Source organism: Cytobacillus massiliigabonensis (assembly GCF_900199725.1).
Lineage (GTDB): Bacteria > Bacillota > Bacilli > Bacillales > Cytobacillaceae > Cytobacillus > Cytobacillus massiliigabonensis.
Genome location: NZ_LT904904.1, coordinates 1212174 through 1237091, shown reverse-complemented (window position 1 = coordinate 1237091; position 24918 = coordinate 1212174). Strand labels below are relative to the sequence as shown.

Sequence of the window (24918 nt, the reverse complement as noted above, 5' to 3'; positions counted from 1 at the left end):
ACGTGGAAGGAATATTCATAGTATAGTAGAATAGAAGCAACCTATTGCTGGAGGATGTTTAATCGTGGATTATTTTTTATATAATGACCGACTTGGTATTCCAATTCCTTCTTTCCATCAAGACTGGGATGATTATTCAAAAGAAACGCAGCAGACCATTTTATTTACTTGGGAGAAAATCCGTGGCAGGATTCCAGACAGAATCGCAGAATTAGAAGGACATATTAATACGAAACAAGCTTTGCTTTCAAATGAAGATAACTTCAATAAATCCTGCGAGTTAAACAGCGAAATTGCAGAACTTGCATCCATTATTAATGATCTATGGCTATGGTACCGTACTCATCAGGATATTTCAGAAAAGGTTCATATGTAAAAAATAAAAATCCTTTCGCTCATAACGAAAGGATTTTTGGGGCTAAATTTGCATGCTTTAGGTTCATATATACTTTTTAGTGACTATATTCCGATTTTTGTATAAATCGGGTTCGTATTCACTTAAAAGGATCATCTTTCCAATTTCACCTCATATGAAAAGGAATTTTTGACGGGCTTATAAATCCTTTTTCAATTCCCTTACCACATGTCCAAGCTCTGGCAAGATCAGCTTGTTCATCGCTAGCTTCACTGCACCTGATGAGCCTGGTGTTGAGAAAACTGCTTTATCTTTAATAGTTCCTGCAACGGCACGCGACAATATCGCTGCAGAACCTATATCCTCCTGATAGCTAAGCATGCGGAAAAGTTCTCCAAACCCGCTAATTTCCTTATCAAATAAGGCCTTTACTGTTTCAATTGTAATGTCTCTTAAAGCAATTCCCGTTCCGCCATTTGTAAGTACGACATCTATTTCCGAATCATTACACCCTTGCAGTACTTCTGTACGGAGCTCATCTGCTTCATCCTTAACAATGCAATAGCTTTTTACTTGATGACCCGCTCCTTCTAGTAAATCGATCATTAGCTTTCCGCTCTTATCCGTCACCTTATCTCTAGTATCACTTACGGTAATCACTTTACAGGAAACCTGTTTAGGCGCCTCCATTTTATGCTCATGTGTACTCATTCATTCTTCCCTTCCTTCTTATGTAAATATCTGTATTGGTAATATTTATGGGCAAATTCTGATACTTTTCTTGTCAGCTGGTAATTTGCACTGGCGCCAATTGCCATACTAATGAACGGAATGCCTTGGATTGTTTTTTTACGAAAGATAAAAATAGCCAATCCTTTTAATAATTGTTTGGCAGGCTGCTCAATCCAGGTCACATCTGCAAGCTCTTCTTTGCCTTCATAAAAATAATATTCCTCTTGGCTTTGAAGCTCACTCATTAATTCTTCCCATGCCTTGCTTTGCATGCGGGCCGGCAAGGTGGATGCATGGAAAACCTTGAGGGAGGTCATCATTTCATAGGGCGTATTCACTTCTATTCCATAGGTCATAGCAATTAGCTGGACCACTCTTAAATTTATAACGGCAATTGCTGGAATATCCGCCCCAAGCATAAGTGAACTTCCCGTTCCCGCCATTCCTCCCTGTGCAAAGGAATACAGCCGATGACGGGCTATTTGCTGATCAGCAATGTACTGAAGCTGATCAATTCGTAAATGACCCAGATCTTCGATCGATTCAAGCGCTGGATTAAACACACGACCAGCTGTTAATATCCGTTCTTTTGCATCTAATTGCATAGTTGATCCTTGGATGAGAGCATGAAGGTGGAATAGCCAATTATCAAGAATTGAAAAGAACTGCTCCTGTATGTTTTCTGGCAGCAGTGAAAATGATTTTTCCAAGTATTTTTCATAGGTCAATTCAAAATCATTAGGCTCATAGCTATATAATTTCATTTCCCATTCCTGAATTTCAGTTAAAACCAGTTTATCCCGCATGGACAATGCCATAATGAATTCCTCCATTTCCTACCTCTTTTGCTAAAGTATAGCATAGTTGAATTGGGGAATTCTTTACGAAGGAATGATGATTTTTTCTATCCAACGATTTATTAGAAAGAAAGAATTATATTGGACAGAATCCTCTTTTATTCGCAAAGGAGCCACTATATCGGATAAACCTCTAATCCAACTACAAAAATACCACAGCTCATTTAAGCTGTGGCAATAAATTATTTAGACAATCTAACAGCATCTCTGGCAATCATGACTTCTTCATCCGTAGGAATGATCATGACTTTAACAGGTGAATGCGGGAAGTTAATAAACGCTTCTTCACCGCGTACTTTGTTAAGAGAAGGGTCGAAATATACACCCATGAACTCAAGACCTTGAAGGACTCGTGCACGAATGACATCGCTATTTTCTCCAATCCCTGCCGTGAAGATTATAGCATCTACACCATACATTTTAGCAGCATAAGATCCGATATATTTATGAATTCTTCCCGCGAACACTTCGAGTGCTAATTTTGCGCGTTCATTTCCTTCAGATGCTTGAACCTCGATATCACGCAAGTCACTTGAGAATCCTGATACTGCAAGCATTCCACTCTTTTTATTTAGAACTTCTAATACTTCATCAGCTGTTTGATTCGTTTTTTCCATGATAAAAGGAATCAATGCAGGATCGATATTCCCTGAACGAGTTCCCATTGTTACACCTGCAAGCGGAGTGAATCCCATGGATGTATCGATTGATTTTCCGCCTTCAATGGCAGCAATACTTGCCCCGTTTCCTAAATGGCAGGAAATTAAGCGCAATTGATCCAATGGACGCCCAAGCATTTCTGCTGCACGCTGTGATACATATTTATGGGAGGTCCCGTGGAAGCCATATTTACGAATCCCATATTTCTTATAATATTCATATGGCAAACTATAAAGAAATGAGCTTGCAGGCATCGTTTGATGAAACGCAGTATCGAATACGGCTACTGCCGGTACATTAGGCAATACTTGCTGAAATGCTTTAATCCCTGTAATATTTGCTGGATTATGAAGAGGAGCTAGCTCAGATAAAACCTCAATTTTTGCTAAAACTTCATCTGTGATAAGAACAGAATCTGTAAACTCTTCCCCGCCATGTACAACACGATGGCCAATTCCATCTATTTCATTAAGTGATTGAATAATTCCTAACCCAGTTAATTTTTCTAGTAAAAGCTTAACTGCCACCTCATGATTGGGTATATCCAAAGTTTCTTTTACCTTTTCTCCATTTGCTACTATATTAAAAATTGAATCATTCAAGCCTATCCGTTCAATTAAACCTTTTGTAATTACTTCCTCACTCGGCATTTCGAATAATTGAAACTTTAATGAGGAACTGCCAGCGTTAATTGCAATGATTTTTGCCATCATTCTACCGCTCCTTTTTACATAACAACATCACAAAACAGTACAATCTTATTTTGTACAACGGACATCGTTAATATCTCTCAATTCCTCATTTAAACATTGTCAGCCGAACATTTCAAGATTGAGCTGAAAATGTTATCGTTTTCACATAAAAATAAAATATTTCAGAATTAAAAAGAAGCCAACACAAATCGGCTTCTTGAATACTTATTTGTTTTCTTTATACCATCCATCAATTTTACTTAGGATTTTTTCAACTTCTGCTGTTTTCGATAAGCTAGGCAGATTGACGAGAAGCACCTGCTTTGGCGGCTTAACTCCCTCTCCCTTTTTTTGGAGAATAAAAATGCTTTTTGCGGCATTTTTATTTTTGAATAAACTAAGGGGAAGCTGCAACAGACCTTGAATAATTCCATACTTCTTTATGTATTCATGAAGCATTGGAGCTTGCTCACTCTCAAAAATTCCATTTGGAACAATAAAGAATAAATATCCGCCAGCTTTCACATGTCTCATGCTCTGCTCAATGAACAGATGGTGTGAATATGTATGCCCTTTCTCTGCCTTCATTTCATAATCTGCCGCCCTTAAGTCATTGGGATAATAGCCTACAGGCAAATCACTGACAACGACATCAGCTTCTTCTATAAATAAAGGTTCAAGACTATCCTGATTAAAAAACTGGATTGGATGCTGCTGTAAATTCGCATTTACATAGCTAAGCTTAATGAGAATATCATCTATATCAAGCCCAATTGCCTCGATAGCTTTCGATGCCTGTTGATTAATAACAGTTGTTAATAAGTTGCCCGTTCCAACTGCCGGGTCAAGAAGCCGAAAGGACTGATCCTGTACAAATTTATTTACTAAATAACCAACGAGCATACCGACGGCATCAGGAGTCATCTGATGATTAGGCTGGACAATCTCCTTCATGCCCTTAAGGATAGCTAGCTGGAATGATTTTCGAATTTCTTCATTAGAGAAACGATCTAAATGAATTGAGTCATAACTTTTTGTTAATCTTTTAATCGTCAATTCACTTAATTCATCTTTTTGCAGAATACTCCTCTGGAAAATATTTTCTCCTGTTTCAGCTAAAGCCTCTAAATATGTACATGCTAACTCTTCTTGAATGATCATGGCTGTTTCATTGAAAACAGTAAATAATTCTTCTACCGGTGCTACACTCATTCCAAAATCCTCCCGTTCATATTCTATTGTCCTATTTTAAAGTGGATTGATTGATATCTCAAGTTTTTCTGATATGACAAGAAAAACGCCCCGGATATTGACCCGGGGCTTTCATCATTATTTTGCTTGTTTCGCAGCTTCGATTGCTGCTTCATAGTTTGGATGATCAGTTGCTTCGCTCACATATTCTGCATATGTGACAGTATCATTGGAATCGACAACGAAAACTGCACGTGCTAGAAGACGAAGCTCTTGAATAGCAACTCCATATGCTTCACCAAAGGATAGTTCTCGGTGATCAGAAACGGTTTGAACATTTTCAATTCCAGCTGCAGCACACCAGCGTTTTTGCGCAAATGGCAAATCCACACTCACAGTAAGGATTTTGACATTTCCTAGTTTTGAAGCTTCTTCATTGAATCGACGAGTCTGCGCATCACAAACACCTGTATCAATGGAAGGAACAACACTAATTAAACGAACTTGTCCTTTTGAATCTGCTAACGTTACTTCAGATAAATCGTTTGCAAGAACTTTAAATTCTGGAGCCTTCTCCCCAACTTTTACTTCATTTCCTAATAACGTAACTGGGTTTCCTTTAAATGTAATTGATGCCACTACACTCATCCTCCTTAAACTTCATATGTACATTGTAAATGATATCTTTTCAGTATCCTTTTTGCAAAGATTAAGTTTAGAAAAGTTAGAAAAACTTGATATTCTCCAAGAAAAAAGGTTAACTTTCCATCATACGGAAAGTTAACCTCTTCACTAAATATCTAACTCTTGTTTAGCCCCATTATACTCTTGCTTATTGCTCTGCGCCTGATTATCTCCCTGGTTATTGCTATTGCCATTTTTATTATTAAACATCTGCTGAATTTTATCTACAGCCTGAGGAGCCAGATCAAGAATTTTCTCGTATAAATGTGTACTTTCATCGAGATGCACCATTTTTACTTCTTTCGAATTTACAATGAGAAACGCAATGGGAGTGATGGAAACTCCGCCTCCGCTTCCTCCGCCAAATGGATGTCCTGCTGATTGCCCTTGTCCGCCGCTGCTTGATTGGCTATCAAGTTTAAATTCGCTCCCACCAGCAGCAAACCCAAAACCTACTTTTGAAACAGTTAGTATTACACTGCCATCAGGTGTTTCAACAGGATCACCAATAATCGTATTAACATCAATCATTTCCTTTAGATTTTCCATAGCAGTCGTCATTAGCCCTTGAATTGGATGGTCAGACATAACGAAAGCCTCCCCTTCTATACTGTTTTAGTTTTATCATTAGACAAGGCGGATAAAGGCTTTGTTTTGAAAGCAGCCATTCCGCCCTTCCAATATTTAATTAATTTGATACCTGCTACCATAGCATGTCCGATTCGAAATTGAAAAATACATGAAATGACCGTTTGTGAAACAGCAAATTGGAATTGCGGAGTAATCGTTATCGTTGGTGCCTCCTTCAACTTCATATAGTGGCTGATTAGCCCGATTACACTCCCTTTTAATGCCCAAAAAGCACCTGTAAGCATGCCCGTATAGGCTGCATCTCCAACTCCGACCATTGTATGCCAAGAGAATTCCTTGATAGAAATGGTGTTTAAAAATTTTCGAACGATCCGGTGCAATGAGACAACATGTGTTAGAAGCTCTTTTGTATCCTGCAAACTGTTTAATAGGTCCTCGGCTGAATATTGTTTCGCCTCTTGCTCCTTTTCACCCCCTAGAGGTCCAGCAGTTTTCGCTCCCTTTGTCACAATGGTTGGTGAATTATCATCAATTTTAATAAGAGGAATTTCCTTTTTATACTTAATTAATCCAAACCATGCTTTAAACTCAATTTTTAAATGGTCATTGTCATTGTTGTGATAGTAATATAGGAGAATTTTTACTTTCGTTAAAATCACACTAATAATTAATAGAATAAGAACGATTAAGGTGATGAGCAGCCATTTCAATTACTTCACACCCTTTCAGCCTAATAGTATTTCCGAATACAAAAAAAATAAACCTGCCAGCTAAGCAGGTTTATTGCTATTTTTCATGAACTACTGTTGTATCTGAAAACAAATCATGTAATCCTTGCTTTTTTGGCAAAAACGCAACAATCACATAGCCAACGACAAGCGTAGCAGATATGAATCGTCCAATCCATTCCCTAAATAGAATGGTGCGCCATGACAAATGATTCCCCTCTAAATCAACAACCTTAATGCCAAATACCATCTTCCCTAACGTTTGATTAAAGAATCGCGTCATTAACACAAAATAGGCATAAAAAATAATGGCTGTCACAATTGAGATCGGTGCAAAGATACTAAATTCATTTAATGAAATATCGAGCATTCTGAATATCGGATTGACGATTAGCCGCTCAATACTGCCGATTACAATTAAATCAAGCAAATACGCCCAAAAACGCATCCAAAATCCAGCAAATCTAACCGGAATATGATTGCCGATCAAATGACTGTTCTCTCTAGTAAGCTGTGGTTTAGTAGAGGTGTCTTTTATCAAAACTGGATCTTCTTTTTCAATAGTTAGATCTTCGATAATCTCACTATTTTTATGATCCCTTTCATTCGTCTCATTTGAAGTCATCTTTACATCTCCTATTCCGCATATAGATACATCAGTCTTGGAGAATTAGGCTGTGACAGCATTTTCATCAAGCCTGTCATTTCGATATCTTGCCCCATTATTTTTTGTGCTCCCATACTAAATAAAGAGCCAAAGCCAAGGTTGTCCGTATATTTAACTACCTTTGCTCCTTTCAATTTATGATCTTTCTTTAATACATCAATAACATCTTCAACATAGCCAAACCCGTCAATTAAATTTAGTTCCAATGCCTGACGGCCATCATAAATTCTTCCATCAGCAATTTCTTTCACTTTTGCAGCAGGTATATTACGCCCTTCAGAAATGACTTTCACAAATCCTTCATATGAATTATTAATCATCGATTGAAGAATTTGTTTCTCCTCCTCTGTCATTTCTCTTGATGGACTCATAATATCTTTGTAGGGACCGCTTTTAATTGTGACGAAATCAACTCCATATTTTTCAGCTAGACCCGCATAATTTACTCCTTGCATAATCACACCAAGAGATCCAGTTAACGTTTCCGGGCTGGCAAAGATTTTATCTGCAGGTGCCGAAATATAATAGCCTCCAGATGCAGCCATGGAGCCCATTGAAATATAAATTGGCTTTTTTGTTTCCTTTTGAATTTCTTTTATTTTGTCATGAATTTGGGCGCTTTCAACTACTCCGCCTCCTGGCGAGTTCACTTGAATGATGACAGCCTTTACAGTATCATCTTCTTTTACCTGCTCTAGCCTGTCCATAAATCCTTTATGGTTGTAGCCTCCTGTTGCAAAAAGCGATGTCGCTTCACCAGTATCCTGGATCGTTCCATTCACATCGAGCACGGCAATCTTTTTTAATTCGCTGCCCTCTTCCACTACTTCTTCCATAAAAGGAGCATCGGTGCTGGCAAAAATTTCCGTTATCGAGCTTTCTACATCACTAAACATAATACCTGAGGCAATATTTGTAACTATAGAAAACAAAAATAATGCTGCTGCGATGGCTAATGCCGCCCATCGTTTTCCATTCATTTAATCATCCTCCTTATTGTCCAATAGTCTTTACGGATTAACTTTTAAAATGTTTCAAAAACGTGTAAACTGATTTCGACAACCATTATCATACCAAAAAATTTATAATATGGGTAAAACTTACGTACAATACCCATCGTCTGGAGGAATCGATATGTCTGTTCGTCGAAATTTATTTTTCTATCATAAAAAGGATGCAGAAATGCTAGAGAAGGTGAAACCCCTTTACGAGCTTGCTGCTAGATATGATTTCAATATTGTTTCCGATTTTAAAAAAGCTAATATCATTGTAAGTATTGGCGGAGATGGTGCATTTTTGCAGGCAGTAAGGAAAACGGGGTTTCGAGATGATTGTTTATATGCAGGGATTTCTACAACTGGAAGCCTTAGTCTTTACTGTGACTTCCATTTAGATGACCAGCCCAAAATGATTGAAGCAATGACAGAGGAGCAAATTGAAGTTCGTCGCTACCCGACCATTGAGATTACAGTAGACGATCAAACATCCTTTCATTGCTTAAACGAATTTAGCATCCGATCTGCGATAATTAAAACCTTTTTACTAGATGTATATATTGACGACCTTCATTTTGAAACATTCCGAGGTGATGGCATGGTTGTAGCTACTCCTACAGGAAGTACTGCATACAATAAATCGCTGAGGGGTTCTGTTGTTGATCCGCTGCTGCCTTGCTTGCAAGTAAGTGAAATGGCTTCGTTAAATAATAACCGGTATCGAACACTCGGCTCTTCCTTTATTCTAAGCGGAGAACGAAAGCTTACATTAGGTGTTGTACAGGATGGAAATGACCATCCAACGATGGGGATGGATAATGAAGCGCTGAGCATTCAGCATGTGAAGAAAATAGATATCAAACTTAGCGACAAGAAAATTAAAACCGTAAAGCTGAAGGACAATTCTTTCTGGGAGAAAGTAAAGAGGACATTTCTATAAGAAAAGCTCACAAATCTGGAATACCAACAACAAGCCAATGATGATACTCGTACAGCATAAACACTGCTGAAGCAATTTTTTCTAACTGATATAATTAAAAGCCTTTATACGAGCAATCCCACTTTAAGGTTCTAATGAAGGGCCTTGCACCCGTTTTCTAGTTGAGTTTTGGTCTTCATTCCTTGGATGAAGGACCTTATTTTCATTTTCCAATCGAGTTTTGGCCTTCATTCCTTGAATGAAGGACCTTATTCTCATTTTCCAATCGAGTTTTGGCCTTCATACCTTGGATGAAGGACCTTATTCTCGTTTTCCAATCGAGTTTTGGCCTTCATTCCTTGGATGAAGGACCTTTTTCTCGTTTCCAATCGAATTTTGGTCTTCATACCTTAGATGAAGGACCTTATTCTCGTTTCCAAATCGAGTTTTGGCCTTCATACCTTGGATGAAGGACCTTATTTTCATTTTCCAATCGAGTTTTGTCCTTCATACCTTGGAAAAAGGACCTTATTTTCATTTTCAAATCGAGTTTTGGCCTTCATTCCTTGGATGAAGGACCTTATTCTCATTTTCCAATCGAGTTTTGGTCTTCATACCTTGGATGAAGGACCTTATTCTTGTATCCAATCGAGTTTTGGCCTTCATCCAATTGATGAAAGAATTTCTCTCGTTACCTAGTCAATCTTTTTTCCTTCATTATACGAAAAAGCAGAAGAATCCATTTGAATTTTTCTGCTTTTAACATTGCTATTTCAAATTTTTCACATTTCTACCTTTTCACTGATCCATATGCGTTAACAAAAGGTGCGTTAATAGTTTTGGCAGCTGTTCAAAGGCAAATGGCATATGGAGCCGCTCAGTTTTTTTATGAGCATCTCTGCCGATTGGACCAACGTTAATGACAGGTGCAGTCAGCTTTGACATATCCTGAAAGGGAATGGAGTAAAGCTCCTGTCCTCCAGGCAAATTCGTATCAAACTGGTACATTTCCGAAAGATCTCCTTGAAGACCCGCATAGCTCAAATCACATATTCCATTAAAATAATCCACCGGCAATAATTCAAATCCAAACTGTTCCTTTGAATAATGAATAATTGAGTCAGAAAGCTCTTGTATAATCGGATGATCAGCAGTATTAATTGCTGGATAATACGGAGGTGCATAGAACAAAATAATCATTGGACCAAGCTCTTGGCAAAGCATAGCTAATTGATCAACAACTTGAATGGATTGTTCACGGCTATCTCCTATTGTTTGTGTAACAACTGACTGCTCCAGAACTTCAATAAATTCATATCCCATTTTCTTGCAAGCATATTGTTTTAATTCTTCAAATAATAATACGCGTATACTTGGCAGCTGGCTTGAATCAAGCTGAAAGGTGCGATACTTTTCTTGCATAAAATGTTCCATCTTTTTTGCTGCTGCTTCAGCAATGCTCTTTACCTCTTCCATTACATCTGCAGCATTTCTTTTCATCAATAAAAGATTATATAGACTAACAGATCGATGAGGAATTTGCGTTGTATAATCCTTTTTTAAATCCCTCTGCCATAACAATGTCGGAGGAGGGCTCATTTGGCCATCTGCGGTTTCACAAAGATTTTCGTTCCATTCAATCTCTTGAGTCAGCACGGATGTCATCCAAGCAGCATTTAAGCCTGAAAGAGGTTCCCCTACATGAGTTTCCTTCCCAAAACAAAGAGCCGCAGGCATGATTTTTCCGATTGTTCCGGTGTAAAAATAATGATTTTTATCATTTGGTTCTAAAGCAAACATGGGCTCAGAGTTTAAAAATAGCGTGTAGTTCAATGCATGCTCCTCAGCCAGCTGCAGCAGCTTCGGAACGGCTTCCCTCATCCCAACAGAGTTGACCTCTTCATCAGGAACCGTTAGCAATAATAAATTCAGCTTCCATTGTTCAATTGAAGCTCTTTCCAGCAAAGACATGTGCTGAACGAGGCCACATTTCATATCCATCGTTCCGCGGCCAAAAAGCCATTCCTTGCTTTCCAAATCTTCTCTTGCATCCTCTGGCAGTCCATCTGCCCGGTTAAAAAGCGCCTCCGTCAATTCAAGTGGCTGAAAAGCAAGATGCTTCATATCTCCATAGTCTTCAACGTTGACAACATCAAAATGGCTGATCATAACAACAGTTTTAACCGCTTCTTCATGTTTATATAATGCAGTTAAAAACGATCTGCCATCTGTTGTTAAATGGTTCGTGATATAGGAAGGGTGGGTCGAGAAATAAGGGACCTGCTTTAAATGATGCTCAACTCTTAATGGAAATTGTATTTCTGCTTCTGATAGAGATATACTGCCAATAGAAACAAGATCATTTAATAAAGTAAGTAATTGGTCAGCTGATTGCATCTTCAAGTTTTCCATCTCTTTAATGACTCCTTCTTGTTCACTATCCTTAATAAAATTTAGTATTATATGCCAACACTTTTCCCTTTTTTCCATTTCGCTTCAAGCTGGGTAAATAACTTAGTTTTTGTAAGAGAATAGATAGAAATGGCTGTCCAGATAAATAAAAACGAGATTAAATGAATGTTAGAAAAATGTTCATGATAAATAAATACCCCGAGAATTAATGTTAAAGTTGGCGCAATAAATTGTAAAAACCCTAGCGTTGACATAGGAATTTTTTGCGCTCCTTTTGCAAAATAGAGAAGGGGCACAGCCGTTGCTGCTCCAGCACCTATTAATAATAAATCTGTTCCGGCTGATACAGCTAAAAATGAATGAGAGCCATTCACAAATAAAATAACCATGTAAATAAGCGCAAAAGGAGCAACAATCAGTGTTTCTAATGTTAAACCAATTGCAGAATCTACGGTCACCATTTTTTTCACTAAACCGTATAAACCAAATGATAATGCAAGAAAAATAGATATCCAGGGGAACTGTCCGTAAGAAATCGTTAATATGAGTACACCGATTAATGCCATTCCAAATGATGCATACTGGGTTAATGTCAGCTTCTCTCTAAAAACAATCATCCCCAGGATTACACTGACTAGCGGATTAATATAATATCCAAGACTTGCTTCAATTAAGTGCCCAGAATTAACCGCCCAGATGTAGATGAACCAGTTACAGCTAACAAAAAGAGAGGCAACTACTAGGGCTGCTAATTGTTTTTTATTCGAGCGAAAATGGATGAGCGTTTGGATAAATGCCCCCCATTTTTTTGTAAAGAACAGAACGGCAACCATAAAGAAAAAGGACCAAAAAATTCGATTGGCCAAAATTTCATCTGCACTCACATGTTGTACGAGTTTCCAGTAAATCGGCAATAATCCCCATAAAAAATACGAGAATCCTGCATAAATAATCCCCATTTGTCCTTCATTGTTTTTCATCTTCACTAGCCTCAATTCTTTCTATTATCGAAATATTTATATTATAGGCTGTATTGTAAGATGCTGACAATGTTTATTTTTTCTATAAAATTATCGGATAGGGGATTCACTTTCATCCATTTGTGAATCAAACACAATTTGACCCCCGATTACCGTTTGCGAAACTGCTATATCAGCAATTTCATCTGGAGTCATTTTAAAGATATCTTCTTCTAAAATAGTAAAATCAGCTAAAAAGCCTTCTTTTATCATGCCTCGATCATTTTCATGACTGGCAGCGTAAGCACTGCCTTTTGTAAATAAGCAAACGGCTTCATAAATTGTTAACGCTTCATTTTGATTATAGACCTTTTTCTCTGGATCATGAATATTCGTCCTTGTTACCGCAGCATGAATACCTAAGAACGGATTTAATGGTTCTATAGGTGCATCTGACCCTCCTGCACACGGCAGCCCTGCAGACAATAAGGTTTTCCACGCATAACAGCAGTCCATATGTTCTTTACCAATCCGGTCGATGACCCAAGGGAAATCTGAAGCAAGAAACCTTGGCTGAATGTCAAGGATAAGCGGCAGCTTTTTCGCACGTTCAATTAGCTCTTTTCGCAAAATCTGCGCATGAATAAGACGATCTCTACCTTCAACGTTTATGGGATACTTTTCGATTGAATTCAAGGTCATCTCAAATGCTAAGTCCCCAATGGCATGGATAGCGACTGGGAGCTTATATTCCCTCGCCTTTTTAACTAGTCCGTCCAATTGCTGCTGTGAAAAAATCGCTATTCCTGTTGTAGACGGATCATCTGCATACGGGTGACTAAGCAATGCCGTTCTTCCGCCTAGTGCCCCATCCGCAAAAATTTTCATTGCTCCAAATTCAAGCCAATCATTCCCGCTTAAAAAATGCTGACCCGCAATTTTCATGTCATCAACGACCTCATGATGAACTAGAAGATGTGCACGGAAAAGCTGACCCTCTTCCTCAATTACTTGCTTGAAAGCCCTATAAGTCTTTTCATAGCCACCATAGTAATTTAAATCTTCCGTATGTGCTCCTATGAATCCAAGTTTATTTGCATCTTTTATTGCTGCACGAAGGGCCTTTTTTAAATAGGCTTCAGAAATCTCTGGAAGCACATTAAATACCAATTCCTGAGCTTGATCCTTTAACAGCCCATTCGGCATGCCAAACTCATCCTTTTCAATGACACCACCAGAAGGATTTCCCGTATGTTCGTTAATGGAGGCTGCTTTTAAAGCAAGTGAATTGGCAACAAGTGCATGACGGCAAACTCGCTTTAATATAACAGGATGATCAGTAACAAGTTCATCTATCTCTTCTGCAACAATAGGTTCAGATTTCTCCCATAAGTTTTCATTCCAGCCTTCTCCTATAAGCCATTCACCCTCCTCAAGCGTTTCTGCGTATTGCTGCACAGCTTGAAAAACAGCTTCCTTCGATAGACAGTTAGATAAATCCAAGCGAATTAACTTTTCTCCATGCCCGATTAAATGCATATGGCTATCAGTAAATCCCGGAAGCATCGTTCTCCCTTGTAAATCCATCTTGCTGACCATTTCATTTCCATACTTTTCCTCAAGGGTCTGGATTGGTCCAATTTCAATAATTTTATCCGCCCTTGTAAAAACTGCCTCCGCTAGATGATTTTCTTCTTGCATTGTGTAAATATTACCTCCATACCATAAAGTACCCAAAGCATCTCTCTCCCTTAATTCTGCAATTTTACTATATCAAAAATGCAGGCGCACTCCCGCCTGCATCGATACGCCTCATATTATTTTTGCGCAGCTGTTTCCATTTCCTTTTTCCTAAGCTCTATCCGACGAATTTTCCCTGAAGTAGTCTTCGGCAACTCAGCTAAAAACTCGATTTTACGTGGATATTTATATGGTGCAGTAAGCTCCTTCACATGTTCCTGAAGATTCGTGATCAAGTCAGGATCTTTTTCATCCACCCCTTCACGCAATACTACAAAGGCTTTAACAATATATCCGCGAACTTCATCTGGACTTGCAACTACTGCACATTCCTTAACTGAAGGATGTTTAACAAGGGCATCTTCCACTTCAAATGGTCCAATTGTGTAGCCTGAACTAATGATAATATCATCTCCCCGCCCTTCAAACCAGAAGTAGCCTTCCTCATCCATTTTCGCTTTATCCCCTGTTACATAATAATCCCCGCGGAATTGCATTGCTGTTCTTTCTGGATCTTTGTAGTAGTTCTTAAATAGAGCTGGTGTTTCAGCATGTACGGCAATATCTCCTACTTCATTTACGCCGCATGGCTTCCCATCTTCATTAATAATTTCCACACGATTCCCAGGAGTCGGTTTTCCCATTGAACCAGGTTTTAGCGCCATTCCTTTTGTCACACCAACGAGTAAAGTATTTTCCGTTTGACCATAGCCATCACGTACATCTACATTGAAGTTTTTCTTAAAAATATCGATAACTTCTCGATTTAATGGTTCACCCGCTGATACTGCACTGCGAAGATGCGGAAGCTTGTACTCATGGAGATTGTCCGCTTTAGCCATTATGCGGTATTCTGTCGGTGTACAGCATAGAACATTCACATTATAATCTCCTAGTAGCTGTAAATATTTCATTGGCTCGAATTTTCCATTATACACGAACCCAGTTGCTCCCGAACCTAGAACGGATAAGAAAGGACTCCATATCCATTTCTGCCATCCAGGTCCTGCAGTTGCCCAAACTGTATCGCCCTCTTCAATGCATAACCAGTTTGGAGCAGCCGTTCTGAGATGTGCATAAGCCCATCCATGTGTATGCACGACCCCTTTAGGGTTTCCTGTTGTACCTGATGTATAAGAAAGGAAGGCCATGTCATCCTGTTTCGTATCTGCAATTGGAAACTCATCAGACGCCTGATCCATTTCACTATTTAAATCCGTCCAATTCACTGATTGACCGCCAATAACAAATTTCTGCAAAGATTCAGCCTCTTTTATTTTTGAGAATTGGTCTACATACGGATAATAGCTGATAATTCCTTTTACATCCCCATGAGTCATTCTATATTGAAGGTCTTTTGAGCGAAGCATCTCAGAGCTTGGAATAACAACAAGCCCTGCCTTCAAGGCAGCAATATATACTTGATAAGCTTCAATTAGCCGCGGAACGATAACAAGAACGACATCCCCTTTTTCTAAACCATATTTCGCAAAAACATTGCTGATTTTATTTGCATTTTTTAATAATTCACTGTATGTAACTTCTTTTTTCTCTCCCTGTTCATCTTCCCATCTAATTGCCAGCCTGCCCGTATCTTCTGCATAACGCTCCATTTCAGCAACTAGATTATACTTTTCCGGTGCCAATAGATCTTCTCGTTTCATCATATCTCCCCCTAAAAGTAGTCGAACGGATGTCTTTACAAAGATGTTTTTCATTAAAATTATTATACTAAATTATTAAAAAATTTTAAATTGTTTATTTTTACATAACATAGAAATGCTCTCCTTATGCTTGTCGGGGGTAGATGATGAAGCTAGACAACATAAATAAGGAGCAGGAAATAATCCTGCCCCTTGTAGCCATATTATTTATTTTTTTATTATCGTCCAAAACCAGCCAATTGCTGTTGAGCAGTTTGAACTAAACGCTTTGTAATTTCTCCACCTACTGAACCGTTAGCACGAGAAGTGGTATCTGCACCTAAGTTAACACCGAACTCAGAAGCAATTTCGTATTTCATTTGGTCTAAAGCTTGTTGTACGCCTGGTACTAAAAGTTGATTTGAGTTACTGTTGTTGTTTGCCATGTGATGTTCACCTCCTTGTGAGTATAGAATGTGTAAAATCACATGGCCATATTCAAATATTTACTGGTAATTAATGCTTGAAGAACCAGAGCGAGCCAGTTAAAATAAATCCCCAAATTCGTCTTGCTCAGCAGCTTTTGGAGTAATTACTATTGTTTCTGTATTTTCAACCGCTTTACTAATGAGCGGTTCAAACTCAATATAACTCTCAAAGTATTGAACCTTTTCTTTTTTTGGTTTCGTTTTTGGTGAGCTCGGAACAAATACCGTACAGCAATCCTCATATGGCCGATTAGAAATCTCAAATGTATCAATGGCTCTTGAAATATCAATGATTTCAGATTTATCCATTGTAATCAGCGGCCTTAAGATAGGGGTATTTGTTATGTCATTGATTGCATACATGCTTTCAAGTGTTTGGCTGGCAACTTGTCCAAGGCTTTCACCAGTAATAATTGCTAATCCATCATTTTTAATTCTAATCTCATCCGTAATACGAAGCATTAACCTTCTTGTCGTCGTCATTGAATAATTCTCTGGCACCTGCTTTGCGATGAGCTGTTGAATTTCAGTAAAAGGAACAATATGAAGTTTTACTGACCCGCCTATATTTGCCAGCTTTTCAGTTAGGTCGATTACTTTCTGTTTGGAGCGTTCACTTGTAAAAGGAGGGCTATAAAAATGGACAGCTTCAATCTCAACCCCTCTTTTCATTGAAAGAAATCCAGCAACTGGACTATCGATGCCTCCGGATAACATGAGCATCCCTTTTCCGCTTGAGCCAACCGGAAGTCCGCCGGCACCTAGAATATTTTCACATGAAAAGTAAACTGCTTTTTCTCTAATTTCAATTTGAAGATTGATATCAGGCTTTTTCACATCTACCTTTAGCTCAGGGATATTTATCAACAAATGGGCACCAAATATTTGATTGATTTCATTCGTATCTAAATAATAGGATTTATCTGACCTTTTTGTCGTAATTTTGAATGTTTCCCCAGCCTGATGGATCTTTTTAAACAAATCAAGAGCAGCATTTTTCATATTTTCAAGTTCTCTATCCGTTTTAATTGCTGGGCTAAAGGACTGAATGCCGAAGACGTTCTTCAGCAGCTCAATAATTTCAAGACCGTTTTCTCCATTTAAAAGAATAAACATTCGCTCCCTGTCCGCTTCAATGTTAATCTTTTCAAAGTTCCGCAAAACCCGTTTAATATTACGCTTTAATTTATGGATAAATACTTTTCGATTTTTTCCTTTTGTCGAAAGTTCTCCATAACGAATAAGAATGCGATCATAATTCATATTAATTCATAACCTTTCTTAGCCTATTTACAGCTTCTTTTACAGATTCAATAAATTGGATTGCTTCTTCCATTGTATTCTCATAGGATAGACTCACTCGAATGGAGCTAAGCGCTTCTTCTTCTGGAACCCCCATTGCAAGAAGTGTACTGCTAGCCTTTTTTATCTTAGAGGAACATGCACTGGTCGTTGATACATAAATTCCCTTTTCCTCAAGTGCATGAACGAACACTTCCGCTTTAAATCCATGAATAGAGAAATTTATGATATGCGGTGCACAATGGAGGACTGGTGTATGGATTTTAATCCCGTCTATTTTTTCCAAATTTATTCGAATACAATCTCTTATTTTCTCCATTTCTGCAACATTGTTTTCCTGTCTTTGCAATGTTAATCTTAATGCTTTTGCCATTGCAACAATCCCGGCAACATTTTCCGTTCCGCTTCTTTGCTGCCACTCTTGTCCTCCGCCAGAAAACAATGGAGAAATCTTTACTCCCTGACGAATAAAAAGTGCGCCCGTTCCCTTTAATCCATGGAATTTATGACCGGAAAATGTACATAAATCAATTTGACAATCATGGATATGAAGAGGCACTTTTCCAATTCCTTGGACATAATCGACATGAAATAAGACTTTTGAATGCTGCTTTATAAGTTGACCAATCTCTTTGATTGGCTGAATGGACCCTGTTTCATTATTCACATGCATAACAGAGACTAAAATTGTATCTTCTGAAATGGCCTTTTCAATTTCAGTTACACTTACTGTCCCATTCCTATCTACTGGAATATAAGTAATTCGAAATCCAAGTGCTTTAAGCTGTTCCATTGATTCTTTCACCGAAGGATGTTCGATTTCTGTCGTTATAATATGGCGTCCTCTCCCTCTGTGCATGAGGGCTGTTCCTTTAATGGCTATATTATTACTTTCTGTCCCGCCTGAAGTGAAGAAGATTTCATTTGCTTGAACCTTTAAAAGCTTGGCGATTTGTTCCCTTGCCTGCGAAAGGAGCTTTTCTGCATCTCCTCCAAGACCATGTAAGGAGGACGGGTTACCGAAATATGCTGTTGATACTTTGTTAAATGACTCCAATACTTCTCTATAAGGTTTCGTTGTTGCACTGTTATCTAAGTAGATCATTGTCTTCTCCTTCCATTCAAAACGTATTGCCAACTTTAAATCATACCATAAATGTTTCAGTAATTAAATTTCAAAATTTGTCAGCCTCTGAATAATTGATTTGAGAAATGTTGTTTTTATTATTTAATTTTATCCATTTAAAGCATTTAAAAGGGAATTCATATTTAATAATAGTTCAATAAAATCCTTTATTTCTGGGAATAATTATACTAGAATAAATAAGAAAAATTGCCCAGGTTTTATTATCTCAATATATTTAAAATTAAGACTTTGATAATATTCGACAATTATTTTAACAACTATGTTACTATGTAAAATGTTCAAAATATTTAGGGTACTGATTCAGGGGGATGAAGTATGAATTCAAATTTATCAACAAAGCAAATCATGGCCGTTGGGCTTATGTTATTTGCACTATTTTTCGGGGCTGGAAATATGATTTTCCCTCCATTTCTAGGACAAGACGCAGGTACAAATGTGTGGACTGCAATTATTGGATTTTTAATCACTGGTGTTGGGCTGCCGCTATTAGCTATCATCGCGATTGCAAGAGTGGGCGATGTGCAAACAATGGCAAGCCGCGTTCATCCAGTATATGGAGTGATTTTTACAGTTGTCATGTATTTAGTGATTGGACCGCTGTTTGCTATTCCACGTACAGGAACCGTTTCATATGAAATCGGAGTGATTCCGTTTTTATCTGAAAGCGCTGTTAATAGTCCGCTGCCTCTTGCTATATTCTCAGTTGTATTCTTTGCTATTACAGCATGGCTTGCAATGAATCCAACAAAATTAGTTGATACGATTGGGAAAATATTAACGCCAGCGCTTTTAATTATTTTAACAGTAATTGTTATTAAGGCTCTTATTACTCCATTAGGTGATCCACAAACTCCAATAGGTCCTTATGTTGATGGTCCTTTCTTTAAAGGATTTGTTGAAGGATATTTAACAATGGATACGATTGCTGCACTAGTATTCGGTATTATTGTCATTAGTTCTATTCAAGGTTTAGGGGTTTCAAATAAGAAATCAATTACAAAGATTTGTGTACAAGCTGGTTTAATTGCCGCAGCTGGCCTTGCTCTTGTTTATCTATCACTGGCATATATTGGTTCAACTGCACCAGATGCTATAGGAATTCAAGAAAATGGCGGAGCACTTCTTTCAAAAGCAGCTGACCATTTATTTGGATCATTCGGTTCAATCATTCTTGCACTAGCAATTGTATTTGCTTGTTTAACAACATCAATCGGTCTCGTTTCAGCATGTGCAACTTATTTCAATAAGCTTATGCCGCGTTATTCTTACAAAACTATCGTTTTAATTTTCTCAATCTTTAGTATGATTATTGCTAATATCGGCTTAACACAGCTTATTGCTTTTTCAGTTCCAGTATTGGTTATTATTTATCCACTAGCGATTGTTTTAATTGTTTTATCATTTTTCCATAATTTCTTTAAAGGTTATTCATTAGTTTATATTGTTGCATTGATTCCAACAGGTATTATTAGCCTTATTGACGGTTTAAAAACTGCTGGATTAAATGTTTCTGCTTTAACAGATTCACTAAGCTTCCTTCCGCTATTTGATCAAGGAATTGGCTGGATTGTACCGGCTATTGCAGGAGCTTTAGTTGGCTATTTTATCGCATTAGCTACGGGTGAATCTAAAAAGACAGTACAAACTAACTAATTTTGATCACTTTAAAAAACAGGGGTAATTCGTAAAATTGCCCCTGTTTCAAAAAATAGGAAGTTATTTTTTTTATAATTATAATTTACAGAATCTTCACCTTAATATATAATCATAGTAAATTTAGTATTCTTAAATAATTTTTAAAGTAAATTGTCATAAAATTTCGTCATTATAAACTAGGAGGATGAGAGAATGAATGTAAATCTATCTAGCGAAATATTTCCTTAATATTATAATTAAGAATAATTCTTTTATTATTTTGGTCAAAATTTTCATAAAATTTCGTAAATGCAACAGGAGGACTAATAATGAATACAAATTTATCAGGAAAACAAATTTTAGCAATTGGACTTATGTTATTCGCAATGTTTTTCGGTGCAGGGAACATGATTTTCCCTCCATTTCTAGGACAAGATGCCGGAACAAGCGTCTGGACCGCCATCTTTGGATTCCTAATCACTGGTGTAGGTTTGCCATTGCTGGGAGTAATCGCAATAGCAAAAGTGGGGGATTTAGAAACATTAGCAAATAGAGTACATCCGGTTTATGCAGTTATCTTTACTGTCGTCTTATATCTAGTAATTGGTCCGCTTTTTGCTATCCCGCGTACCGGAACAGTAGCTTTCGAGATCGGTGTACTTCCATTCTTACCTGAAGGTTCGTCACCAAATGGATTAGGACTTTTAATTTTTTCTGTAGTATATTTTGTTATCTGTGCTTGGCTATCTATGAATCCAACAAAACTTGTTGATACCATTGGGAAGCTATTAACACCTGCATTATTAGCAGTTCTTGCTCTATTCGTTATTAAAAGCTTTATTACGCCACTTGGAGAGGCTAAAGCACCAGTTGGTCCATATGCGGAAGGTCCATTTTTCAAAGGGTTTATTGAAGGGTATTTAACAATGGATGCTATCGCTTCTCTTGTATTTGGCGGAATGGTTATTGCTTCGATTAAAGGATTAGGTGTAACAAGCAAAAAGTCAATCACAAAGCTTTGTATACAAGCTGCACTTGTTGCAGTAGTAGGTCTTGCACTTGTTTATTTATCTTTAGCTTATATCGGTTCTACAAGTCCAGACGCTATTGGTATCCATGAAAATGGAGGTTCACTTCTTTCAGCTGCTGCGAACCACTTATTCGGTTCATTCGGAGCGGTTGTACTTGGACTAGCTATTCTATTCGCTTGTTTAACAACTGCGATCGGTTTAATCTCATCATGTTCACAATATTTTAATAAGCTAATGCCAAAGGTTTCTTATAAGACATTCGTTCTTATTTTCTCACTATTTAGTGCAATTATTGCCAATGTTGGATTGACTCAGCTAATCAGCATTTCAGTCCCAGTATTAGTATTTATCTATCCATTAGCGATTGTTTTAATCTTATTGTCATTTGTTCATAATTTCTTTAAAGGTTATTCACTAGTTTATATTTGTGCATTAATTCCAACAGGACTAATTGGTCTAGTAGATGGTTTAAATGCCGCTGGTTTAAATGTCTCAGCTATTACAGACATACTTAGTGTCCTTCCATTCTTTAGCCAAGGCATCGGCTGGTTAGTTCCAGCGATCGTTGGTGCAATCGTCGGCTATTGTATCGCTCTAGCTGCTGGAGAATCAAAGAAAACTGTACCGACAAGTAACTAAGAGTAAATGAAATGAAAGGAATTGGTATTTAGCCAATTCCTTTTTTAAATGAAGTAAAATATACAGAAAAAGGTCCGCACAATATGGCGGACCTTTTTCTTACTGTTGGCTTATTAATTCTTCGATCCTTTTTATTGCACCAGGATCAATTTCTTCTATTGTAGTTGCTGCCTGCTCTAAGGCTGTTCTGTAATCAAATCCCCTAAATGAGCTTTCCGCTTCAAGTAATCCTTTTTCAACAGAAGGGTATCTGCTTCGATATCTATTCCCATATTGAATGACTTTTTCTACCAGTACGATGGTTTCAATCATTTCATCTGTTATATTAACTACTTTTTCAACGGTTAAAACAGCTACTTCTAAATATTGCTGGATCGTTTGGATATTTAACGGCTGCTCCTCAAGCTTTGCCATTACATTTTCGATACTTTCCTTTGCATCCTGCACTAAATATTTATAGTCCTGCGGCAAGCCTGGTACATTGCTTTTTGAAACAAGTCTAACCGTTTCCGCAATTTTCTTTTTGAGTTCCTTTACTTTTTCACGGGCACTCATCTCATCTTTTCTAAGCGCCTGGAGCTTTTCAGCAAATGATGCATGTTCATCCTCAACTTCTTCAAGCTGGATCCTAATTTCATCAAGTTCTGCTTTAAGAATTGAATGAGCAGCAGTTTGACTTACAATTTTATGTTCAAGCACTTCGAACCTTTTGAAAAGCTGAGTTAACTTTTTTTCGAGCTGCGATTGAACTTCAATATCCTTATCCGAAATATGGTAGCTTTGACGAACGATTTCAAGCTCAGTCTTCAACTGTTTGTTAATTTCTCTGTTTGTAAATAGCATATTTCTAGTTGCTTCATCCTGCTTATCAATAAAATGCCTTGAATGTACTTCTTCTTCAAGAAGATCGTATAATAAATCAATGCTATCTTTTACTTCACTGATTCCTTTTTGAACATCAGTAATTTCTGTCTGTTCAATAAGTATCGCATACCCCTTAATGGCTTCTTCTAACCTCTCTGTTTCTTTCTCTAACTGAATATGATCAAGAATAAACCCTTGATCAAGCATGTCTTTATATCCATCTTTTAATTCTTTTAATTGTGCGGGGATTTTCGAAAAGCACTCAACCATAAAAGCTGGTATGACTTCCATTTTCTCATTCACATGATCTAATTCAGATTTGATGGTTAAAACAATTTCTCTTGCTTCTAAATAGTCTCCGCTCTCCGTTTTCTCATTAAAGTCTTGAAACTTCGCAAATGAATCATCTAGCTGCTTTTCAATTAGATCTGCTGCTTTTCCATATGTATGGCGGTGGGCAAGCAGTGTTTTCTTATTCTCACGGTAAATGTCTTTTAGTTCTTCGATTTCCGTTCTGTTTTTCTCCTCACTGCCTACTAGATCATTTAATTCATTCAATAATTTCTTTATATTCTCTTCAATTTCTGTTAAGTAATTATCAATTTCTCTCTGTACTTGCTTTGCTTTATTAAAACGATACTTATCGATATATTCTTCGGCATCAAATAAATACTCTTCTACATTTGGCAATTGTGACGTAACAATATCATCCCACTCTGTTCGCCAGCGCTCAAATAACTCCTCTGTTTGACCTGTCATATTCAATTGCTTTACCTTTGACATTTCATCAAGAACAGGGCGATTCACAATATCCATCTTCCATGCTTCAAGCCGATCAATTTCTTTAAAGTATTTCTTCTTTAATATAAATCCTGTTAAAAATAAACCGATAAGAATGACGATAACGCCAATAATCCATTCCACTTTTTAAAGCCCCCTGTTCTGTACCGAGCCGATATATGATGATCTATGTAAATATTTAAAATCATGTTCAGTTCAATGTTTTTATGATACCATGTAAACGACATTTTTTGACTATTTATTTCATTTTTTTATCTAAATTATTGTGAAAAAGCATCTTCACTTAAACATTTTATCTCTTTATTGTACAAATTTTCAAATATTTCACTCCGATTTTATCAACTTACTTAAGGATGGTGAATGATTTCTTATGAAAGATGGCCATATCCATACACCATTTTGTCCTCACGGCACGCAGGATCCCATTGAAGCATATGTGGAAAAAGCACTATTATTAGGATTTCAAGAAATTTCTTTTACTGAGCACGCTCCTTTGCCTGCTGGATTTATTGATCCTACTCCAGAACGAGACAGTTCTATGGACATTAAGCAACTAGAAGATTATTTCGGCAAGATTAACAAGGTTAAGTCTGTTTACAGCGGAAAAATAAAAATTAATACGGGGCTTGAGGTTGATTTTATTGAAGGTTTTGAAGAGGAGACTAAAAAATTTCTTGATCAATACGGCAAATATTTAGATGATGCCATCCTCTCTGTTCATTTTTTAAAATTTGGGAACCGATATGATTGCCTTGATTATTCACCGGATGTTTTCGGTCAAATGGCTGAAGCATACGGAAATATTGATGAGGTATATCAGGCTTACTTTAAAACCTTGCTCCAATCTATTTATTATGATTTAGGTCCGTATAAGCCAAAACGGATTGGACATATGACATTAGTAAAAAAGTTTCATAAAAAGTATCCTGTGAAGAATGCTTTTGTAAATGAAATAATGGAAATATTAAAAGCTATCAAAGTTAAAGGCTATGAAATTGACTATAACGGGGCAGGCTTTTCAAAGCCCCTCTGCAAAGAGGCTTATCCCCCCGACTGGGTAGCTGAAAAAGCAGAAGAATTGAAAATCCCTCTTATTTATGGTTCTGATGCACATCAAGTAAAGGAATTGGGACAAGGCCTTAGCATGATGCCATTGTGGAAAAGGAACAGATAATATGACTCCTTT

The 24918-nt window shown here is 37.4% G+C and carries 22 protein-coding genes; 5 read left to right on the top strand and 17 right to left on the bottom strand.

The window, feature by feature from the left end; all coding sequences use genetic code 11:
- Positions 1 to 61: 61 nt before the first annotated feature.
- Positions 62 to 376: a hypothetical protein gene (locus C1726_RS17215; RefSeq protein WP_102274272.1), complete on the top strand. Its 315-nt coding sequence runs from the start codon at positions 62 to 64 to the stop codon at positions 374 to 376.
- Between the two features lie 177 nt (positions 377 to 553).
- Here the strand turns inward: C1726_RS17215 and C1726_RS17210 are convergent, their stop codons facing one another.
- The 9 genes from C1726_RS17210 to sppA form a co-directional block, all read right to left on the bottom strand.
- Positions 554 to 1066 (bottom strand): MogA/MoaB family molybdenum cofactor biosynthesis protein, encoded by a 513-nt coding sequence (locus C1726_RS17210; protein WP_102274271.1) that lies wholly within the window; start codon positions 1064 to 1066, stop codon positions 554 to 556.
- Positions 1063 to 1905, bottom strand: a complete 843-nt coding sequence (locus C1726_RS17205) for an EcsC family protein (RefSeq protein WP_102275843.1) — start codon at positions 1903 to 1905, stop codon at positions 1063 to 1065. Before C1726_RS17205 ends, C1726_RS17210 begins: the two co-directional genes overlap by 4 nt.
- A 221-nt stretch (positions 1906 to 2126) precedes the next feature.
- Positions 2127 to 3314 carry an acetate kinase gene (locus C1726_RS17200; RefSeq protein ID WP_102275842.1) on the bottom strand — a complete coding sequence of 396 codons (1188 nt, stop codon included), beginning with the start codon at positions 3312 to 3314 and terminating at the stop codon, positions 2127 to 2129.
- Positions 3315 to 3521: 207 nt separating this feature from the next.
- Entirely contained in the window at positions 3522 to 4508 is a 987-nt protein-coding gene (locus tag C1726_RS17195) for a class I SAM-dependent methyltransferase (RefSeq protein ID WP_102274270.1), read from the bottom strand.
- A 117-nt stretch (positions 4509 to 4625) separates the two neighbouring features.
- The gene (gene tpx, locus C1726_RS17190; RefSeq protein WP_102274269.1) at positions 4626 to 5126 is read right to left on the bottom strand and encodes a thiol peroxidase; all 501 of its coding nucleotides are present in this window, start codon (positions 5124 to 5126) and stop codon (positions 4626 to 4628) included.
- Between the two features lie 153 nt (positions 5127 to 5279).
- The gene (gene ytfJ / locus C1726_RS17185; protein ID WP_102274268.1) at positions 5280 to 5759 is read right to left on the bottom strand and encodes a GerW family sporulation protein; all 480 of its coding nucleotides are present in this window, start codon (positions 5757 to 5759) and stop codon (positions 5280 to 5282) included.
- Positions 5760 to 5776: 17 nt separating this feature from the next.
- Positions 5777 to 6472, bottom strand: a complete 696-nt coding sequence (locus tag C1726_RS17180) for a DUF2953 domain-containing protein (protein WP_102274267.1) — start codon at positions 6470 to 6472, stop codon at positions 5777 to 5779.
- A 76-nt stretch (positions 6473 to 6548) separates the two neighbouring features.
- A complete protein-coding gene (locus tag C1726_RS17175; RefSeq protein WP_102274266.1) occupies positions 6549 to 7115 on the bottom strand; it encodes an RDD family protein in 567 nt (188 codons plus the stop codon).
- 11 nt (positions 7116 to 7126) lie between these two features.
- A complete protein-coding gene (gene sppA, locus C1726_RS17170; RefSeq protein ID WP_102274265.1) occupies positions 7127 to 8137 on the bottom strand; it encodes a signal peptide peptidase SppA in 1011 nt (336 codons plus the stop codon).
- Positions 8138 to 8291: 154 nt separating this feature from the next.
- Here sppA and C1726_RS17165 point away from each other — a divergent pair, with 154 nt between their 5' ends.
- Positions 8292 to 9092: an NAD kinase gene (locus C1726_RS17165; RefSeq protein WP_102274264.1), complete on the top strand. Its 801-nt coding sequence runs from the start codon at positions 8292 to 8294 to the stop codon at positions 9090 to 9092.
- Between the two features lie 777 nt (positions 9093 to 9869).
- Here the strand turns inward: C1726_RS17165 and C1726_RS17160 are convergent.
- The 7 genes from C1726_RS17160 to C1726_RS17130 all read right to left on the bottom strand — a co-directional run bounded on the left by C1726_RS17160 (position 9870) and on the right by C1726_RS17130 (position 18720).
- On the bottom strand, positions 9870 to 11483 hold the full coding sequence (locus C1726_RS17160; RefSeq protein ID WP_102274263.1) for a M20/M25/M40 family metallo-hydrolase: 1614 nt from the start codon (positions 11481 to 11483) through the stop codon (positions 9870 to 9872).
- Between the two features lie 47 nt (positions 11484 to 11530).
- Positions 11531 to 12463 carry an EamA family transporter RarD gene (gene rarD, locus C1726_RS17155; protein ID WP_102274262.1) on the bottom strand — a complete coding sequence of 311 codons (933 nt, stop codon included), beginning with the start codon at positions 12461 to 12463 and terminating at the stop codon, positions 11531 to 11533.
- Positions 12464 to 12553: 90 nt separating this feature from the next.
- Positions 12554 to 14179, bottom strand: coding sequence for an amidohydrolase (locus C1726_RS17150; protein ID WP_102274261.1), 1626 nt, complete (start codon positions 14177 to 14179; stop codon positions 12554 to 12556).
- Positions 14180 to 14259: 80 nt separating this feature from the next.
- Positions 14260 to 15846 (bottom strand): acyl-CoA synthetase MbcS, encoded by a 1587-nt coding sequence (gene mbcS, locus C1726_RS17145; RefSeq protein ID WP_102274260.1) that lies wholly within the window; start codon positions 15844 to 15846, stop codon positions 14260 to 14262.
- Positions 15847 to 16064: 218 nt separating this feature from the next.
- Entirely contained in the window at positions 16065 to 16271 is a 207-nt protein-coding gene (locus C1726_RS17140) for an alpha/beta-type small acid-soluble spore protein (protein WP_102274259.1), read from the bottom strand.
- Positions 16272 to 16370: 99 nt separating this feature from the next.
- Positions 16371 to 17576, bottom strand: a complete 1206-nt coding sequence (thiI, locus tag C1726_RS17135; RefSeq protein ID WP_102274258.1) for a tRNA uracil 4-sulfurtransferase ThiI — start codon at positions 17574 to 17576, stop codon at positions 16371 to 16373.
- Position 17577: 1 nt separating this feature from the next.
- Positions 17578 to 18720: a cysteine desulfurase family protein gene (locus C1726_RS17130; protein ID WP_102274257.1), complete on the bottom strand. Its 1143-nt coding sequence runs from the start codon at positions 18718 to 18720 to the stop codon at positions 17578 to 17580.
- 357 nt (positions 18721 to 19077) lie between these two features.
- Between C1726_RS17130 and brnQ (C1726_RS17125) the strand changes: the two genes are divergently transcribed.
- Complete coding sequence (gene brnQ / locus C1726_RS17125) at positions 19078 to 20415, top strand: branched-chain amino acid transport system II carrier protein (protein WP_102274256.1); 1338 nt, start codon at positions 19078 to 19080, stop codon at positions 20413 to 20415.
- A 311-nt stretch (positions 20416 to 20726) separates the two neighbouring features.
- Positions 20727 to 22067: a branched-chain amino acid transport system II carrier protein gene (gene brnQ / locus C1726_RS17120; protein ID WP_102274255.1), complete on the top strand. Its 1341-nt coding sequence runs from the start codon at positions 20727 to 20729 to the stop codon at positions 22065 to 22067.
- 99 nt (positions 22068 to 22166) lie between these two features.
- On the opposite strand, the gene ezrA is transcribed toward brnQ (C1726_RS17120), so the two are convergent.
- The gene (ezrA, locus tag C1726_RS17115) at positions 22167 to 23855 is read right to left on the bottom strand and encodes a septation ring formation regulator EzrA (RefSeq protein WP_102274254.1); all 1689 of its coding nucleotides are present in this window, start codon (positions 23853 to 23855) and stop codon (positions 22167 to 22169) included.
- A gap of 247 nt (positions 23856 to 24102) precedes the next feature.
- On the opposite strand from ezrA, the gene hisJ reads away from it, so the two are divergent.
- The gene (gene hisJ / locus C1726_RS17110) at positions 24103 to 24906 is read left to right on the top strand and encodes a histidinol-phosphatase HisJ (RefSeq protein WP_102274253.1); all 804 of its coding nucleotides are present in this window, start codon (positions 24103 to 24105) and stop codon (positions 24904 to 24906) included.
- Positions 24907 to 24918 lie beyond the last annotated feature (12 nt).

Bases quoted from the DNA above. Each gene is read 5' to 3' on its own strand.
- C1726_RS17210 (WP_102274271.1), bottom strand. From the start codon at position 1,066: ATGAGTACACATGAGCATAAAATGGAGGCGCCTAAACAGGTTTCCTGT.
- C1726_RS17205 (WP_102275843.1), bottom strand. From the start codon at position 1,905: ATGGCATTGTCCATGCGGGATAAACTGGTTTTAACTGAAATTCAGGAA.
- C1726_RS17200 (WP_102275842.1), bottom strand. From the start codon at position 3,314: ATGGCAAAAATCATTGCAATTAACGCTGGCAGTTCCTCATTAAAGTTT.
- C1726_RS17195 (WP_102274270.1), bottom strand. From the start codon at position 4,508: ATGAGTGTAGCACCGGTAGAAGAATTATTTACTGTTTTCAATGAAACA.
- ytfJ (WP_102274268.1), bottom strand. From the start codon at position 5,759: ATGTCTGACCATCCAATTCAAGGGCTAATGACGACTGCTATGGAAAAT.
- C1726_RS17175 (WP_102274266.1), bottom strand. From the start codon at position 7,115: ATGACTTCAAATGAGACGAATGAAAGGGATCATAAAAATAGTGAGATT.
- sppA (WP_102274265.1), bottom strand. From the start codon at position 8,137: ATGAATGGAAAACGATGGGCGGCATTAGCCATCGCAGCAGCATTATTT.
- C1726_RS17165 (WP_102274264.1), top strand. From the start codon at position 8,292: ATGTCTGTTCGTCGAAATTTATTTTTCTATCATAAAAAGGATGCAGAA.
- C1726_RS17160 (WP_102274263.1), bottom strand. From the start codon at position 11,483: ATGGAAAACTTGAAGATGCAATCAGCTGACCAATTACTTACTTTATTA.
- rarD (WP_102274262.1), bottom strand. From the start codon at position 12,463: ATGAAAAACAATGAAGGACAAATGGGGATTATTTATGCAGGATTCTCG.
- mbcS (WP_102274260.1), bottom strand. From the start codon at position 15,846: ATGAAACGAGAAGATCTATTGGCACCGGAAAAGTATAATCTAGTTGCT.
- C1726_RS17140 (WP_102274259.1), bottom strand. From the start codon at position 16,271: ATGGCAAACAACAACAGTAACTCAAATCAACTTTTAGTACCAGGCGTA.
- thiI (WP_102274258.1), bottom strand. From the start codon at position 17,576: ATGAATTATGATCGCATTCTTATTCGTTATGGAGAACTTTCGACAAAA.
- C1726_RS17130 (WP_102274257.1), bottom strand. From the start codon at position 18,720: ATGATCTACTTAGATAACAGTGCAACAACGAAACCTTATAGAGAAGTA.
- brnQ (WP_102274256.1), top strand. From the start codon at position 19,078: ATGAATTCAAATTTATCAACAAAGCAAATCATGGCCGTTGGGCTTATG.
- brnQ (WP_102274255.1), top strand. From the start codon at position 20,727: ATGAATACAAATTTATCAGGAAAACAAATTTTAGCAATTGGACTTATG.
- hisJ (WP_102274253.1), top strand. From the start codon at position 24,103: ATGAAAGATGGCCATATCCATACACCATTTTGTCCTCACGGCACGCAG.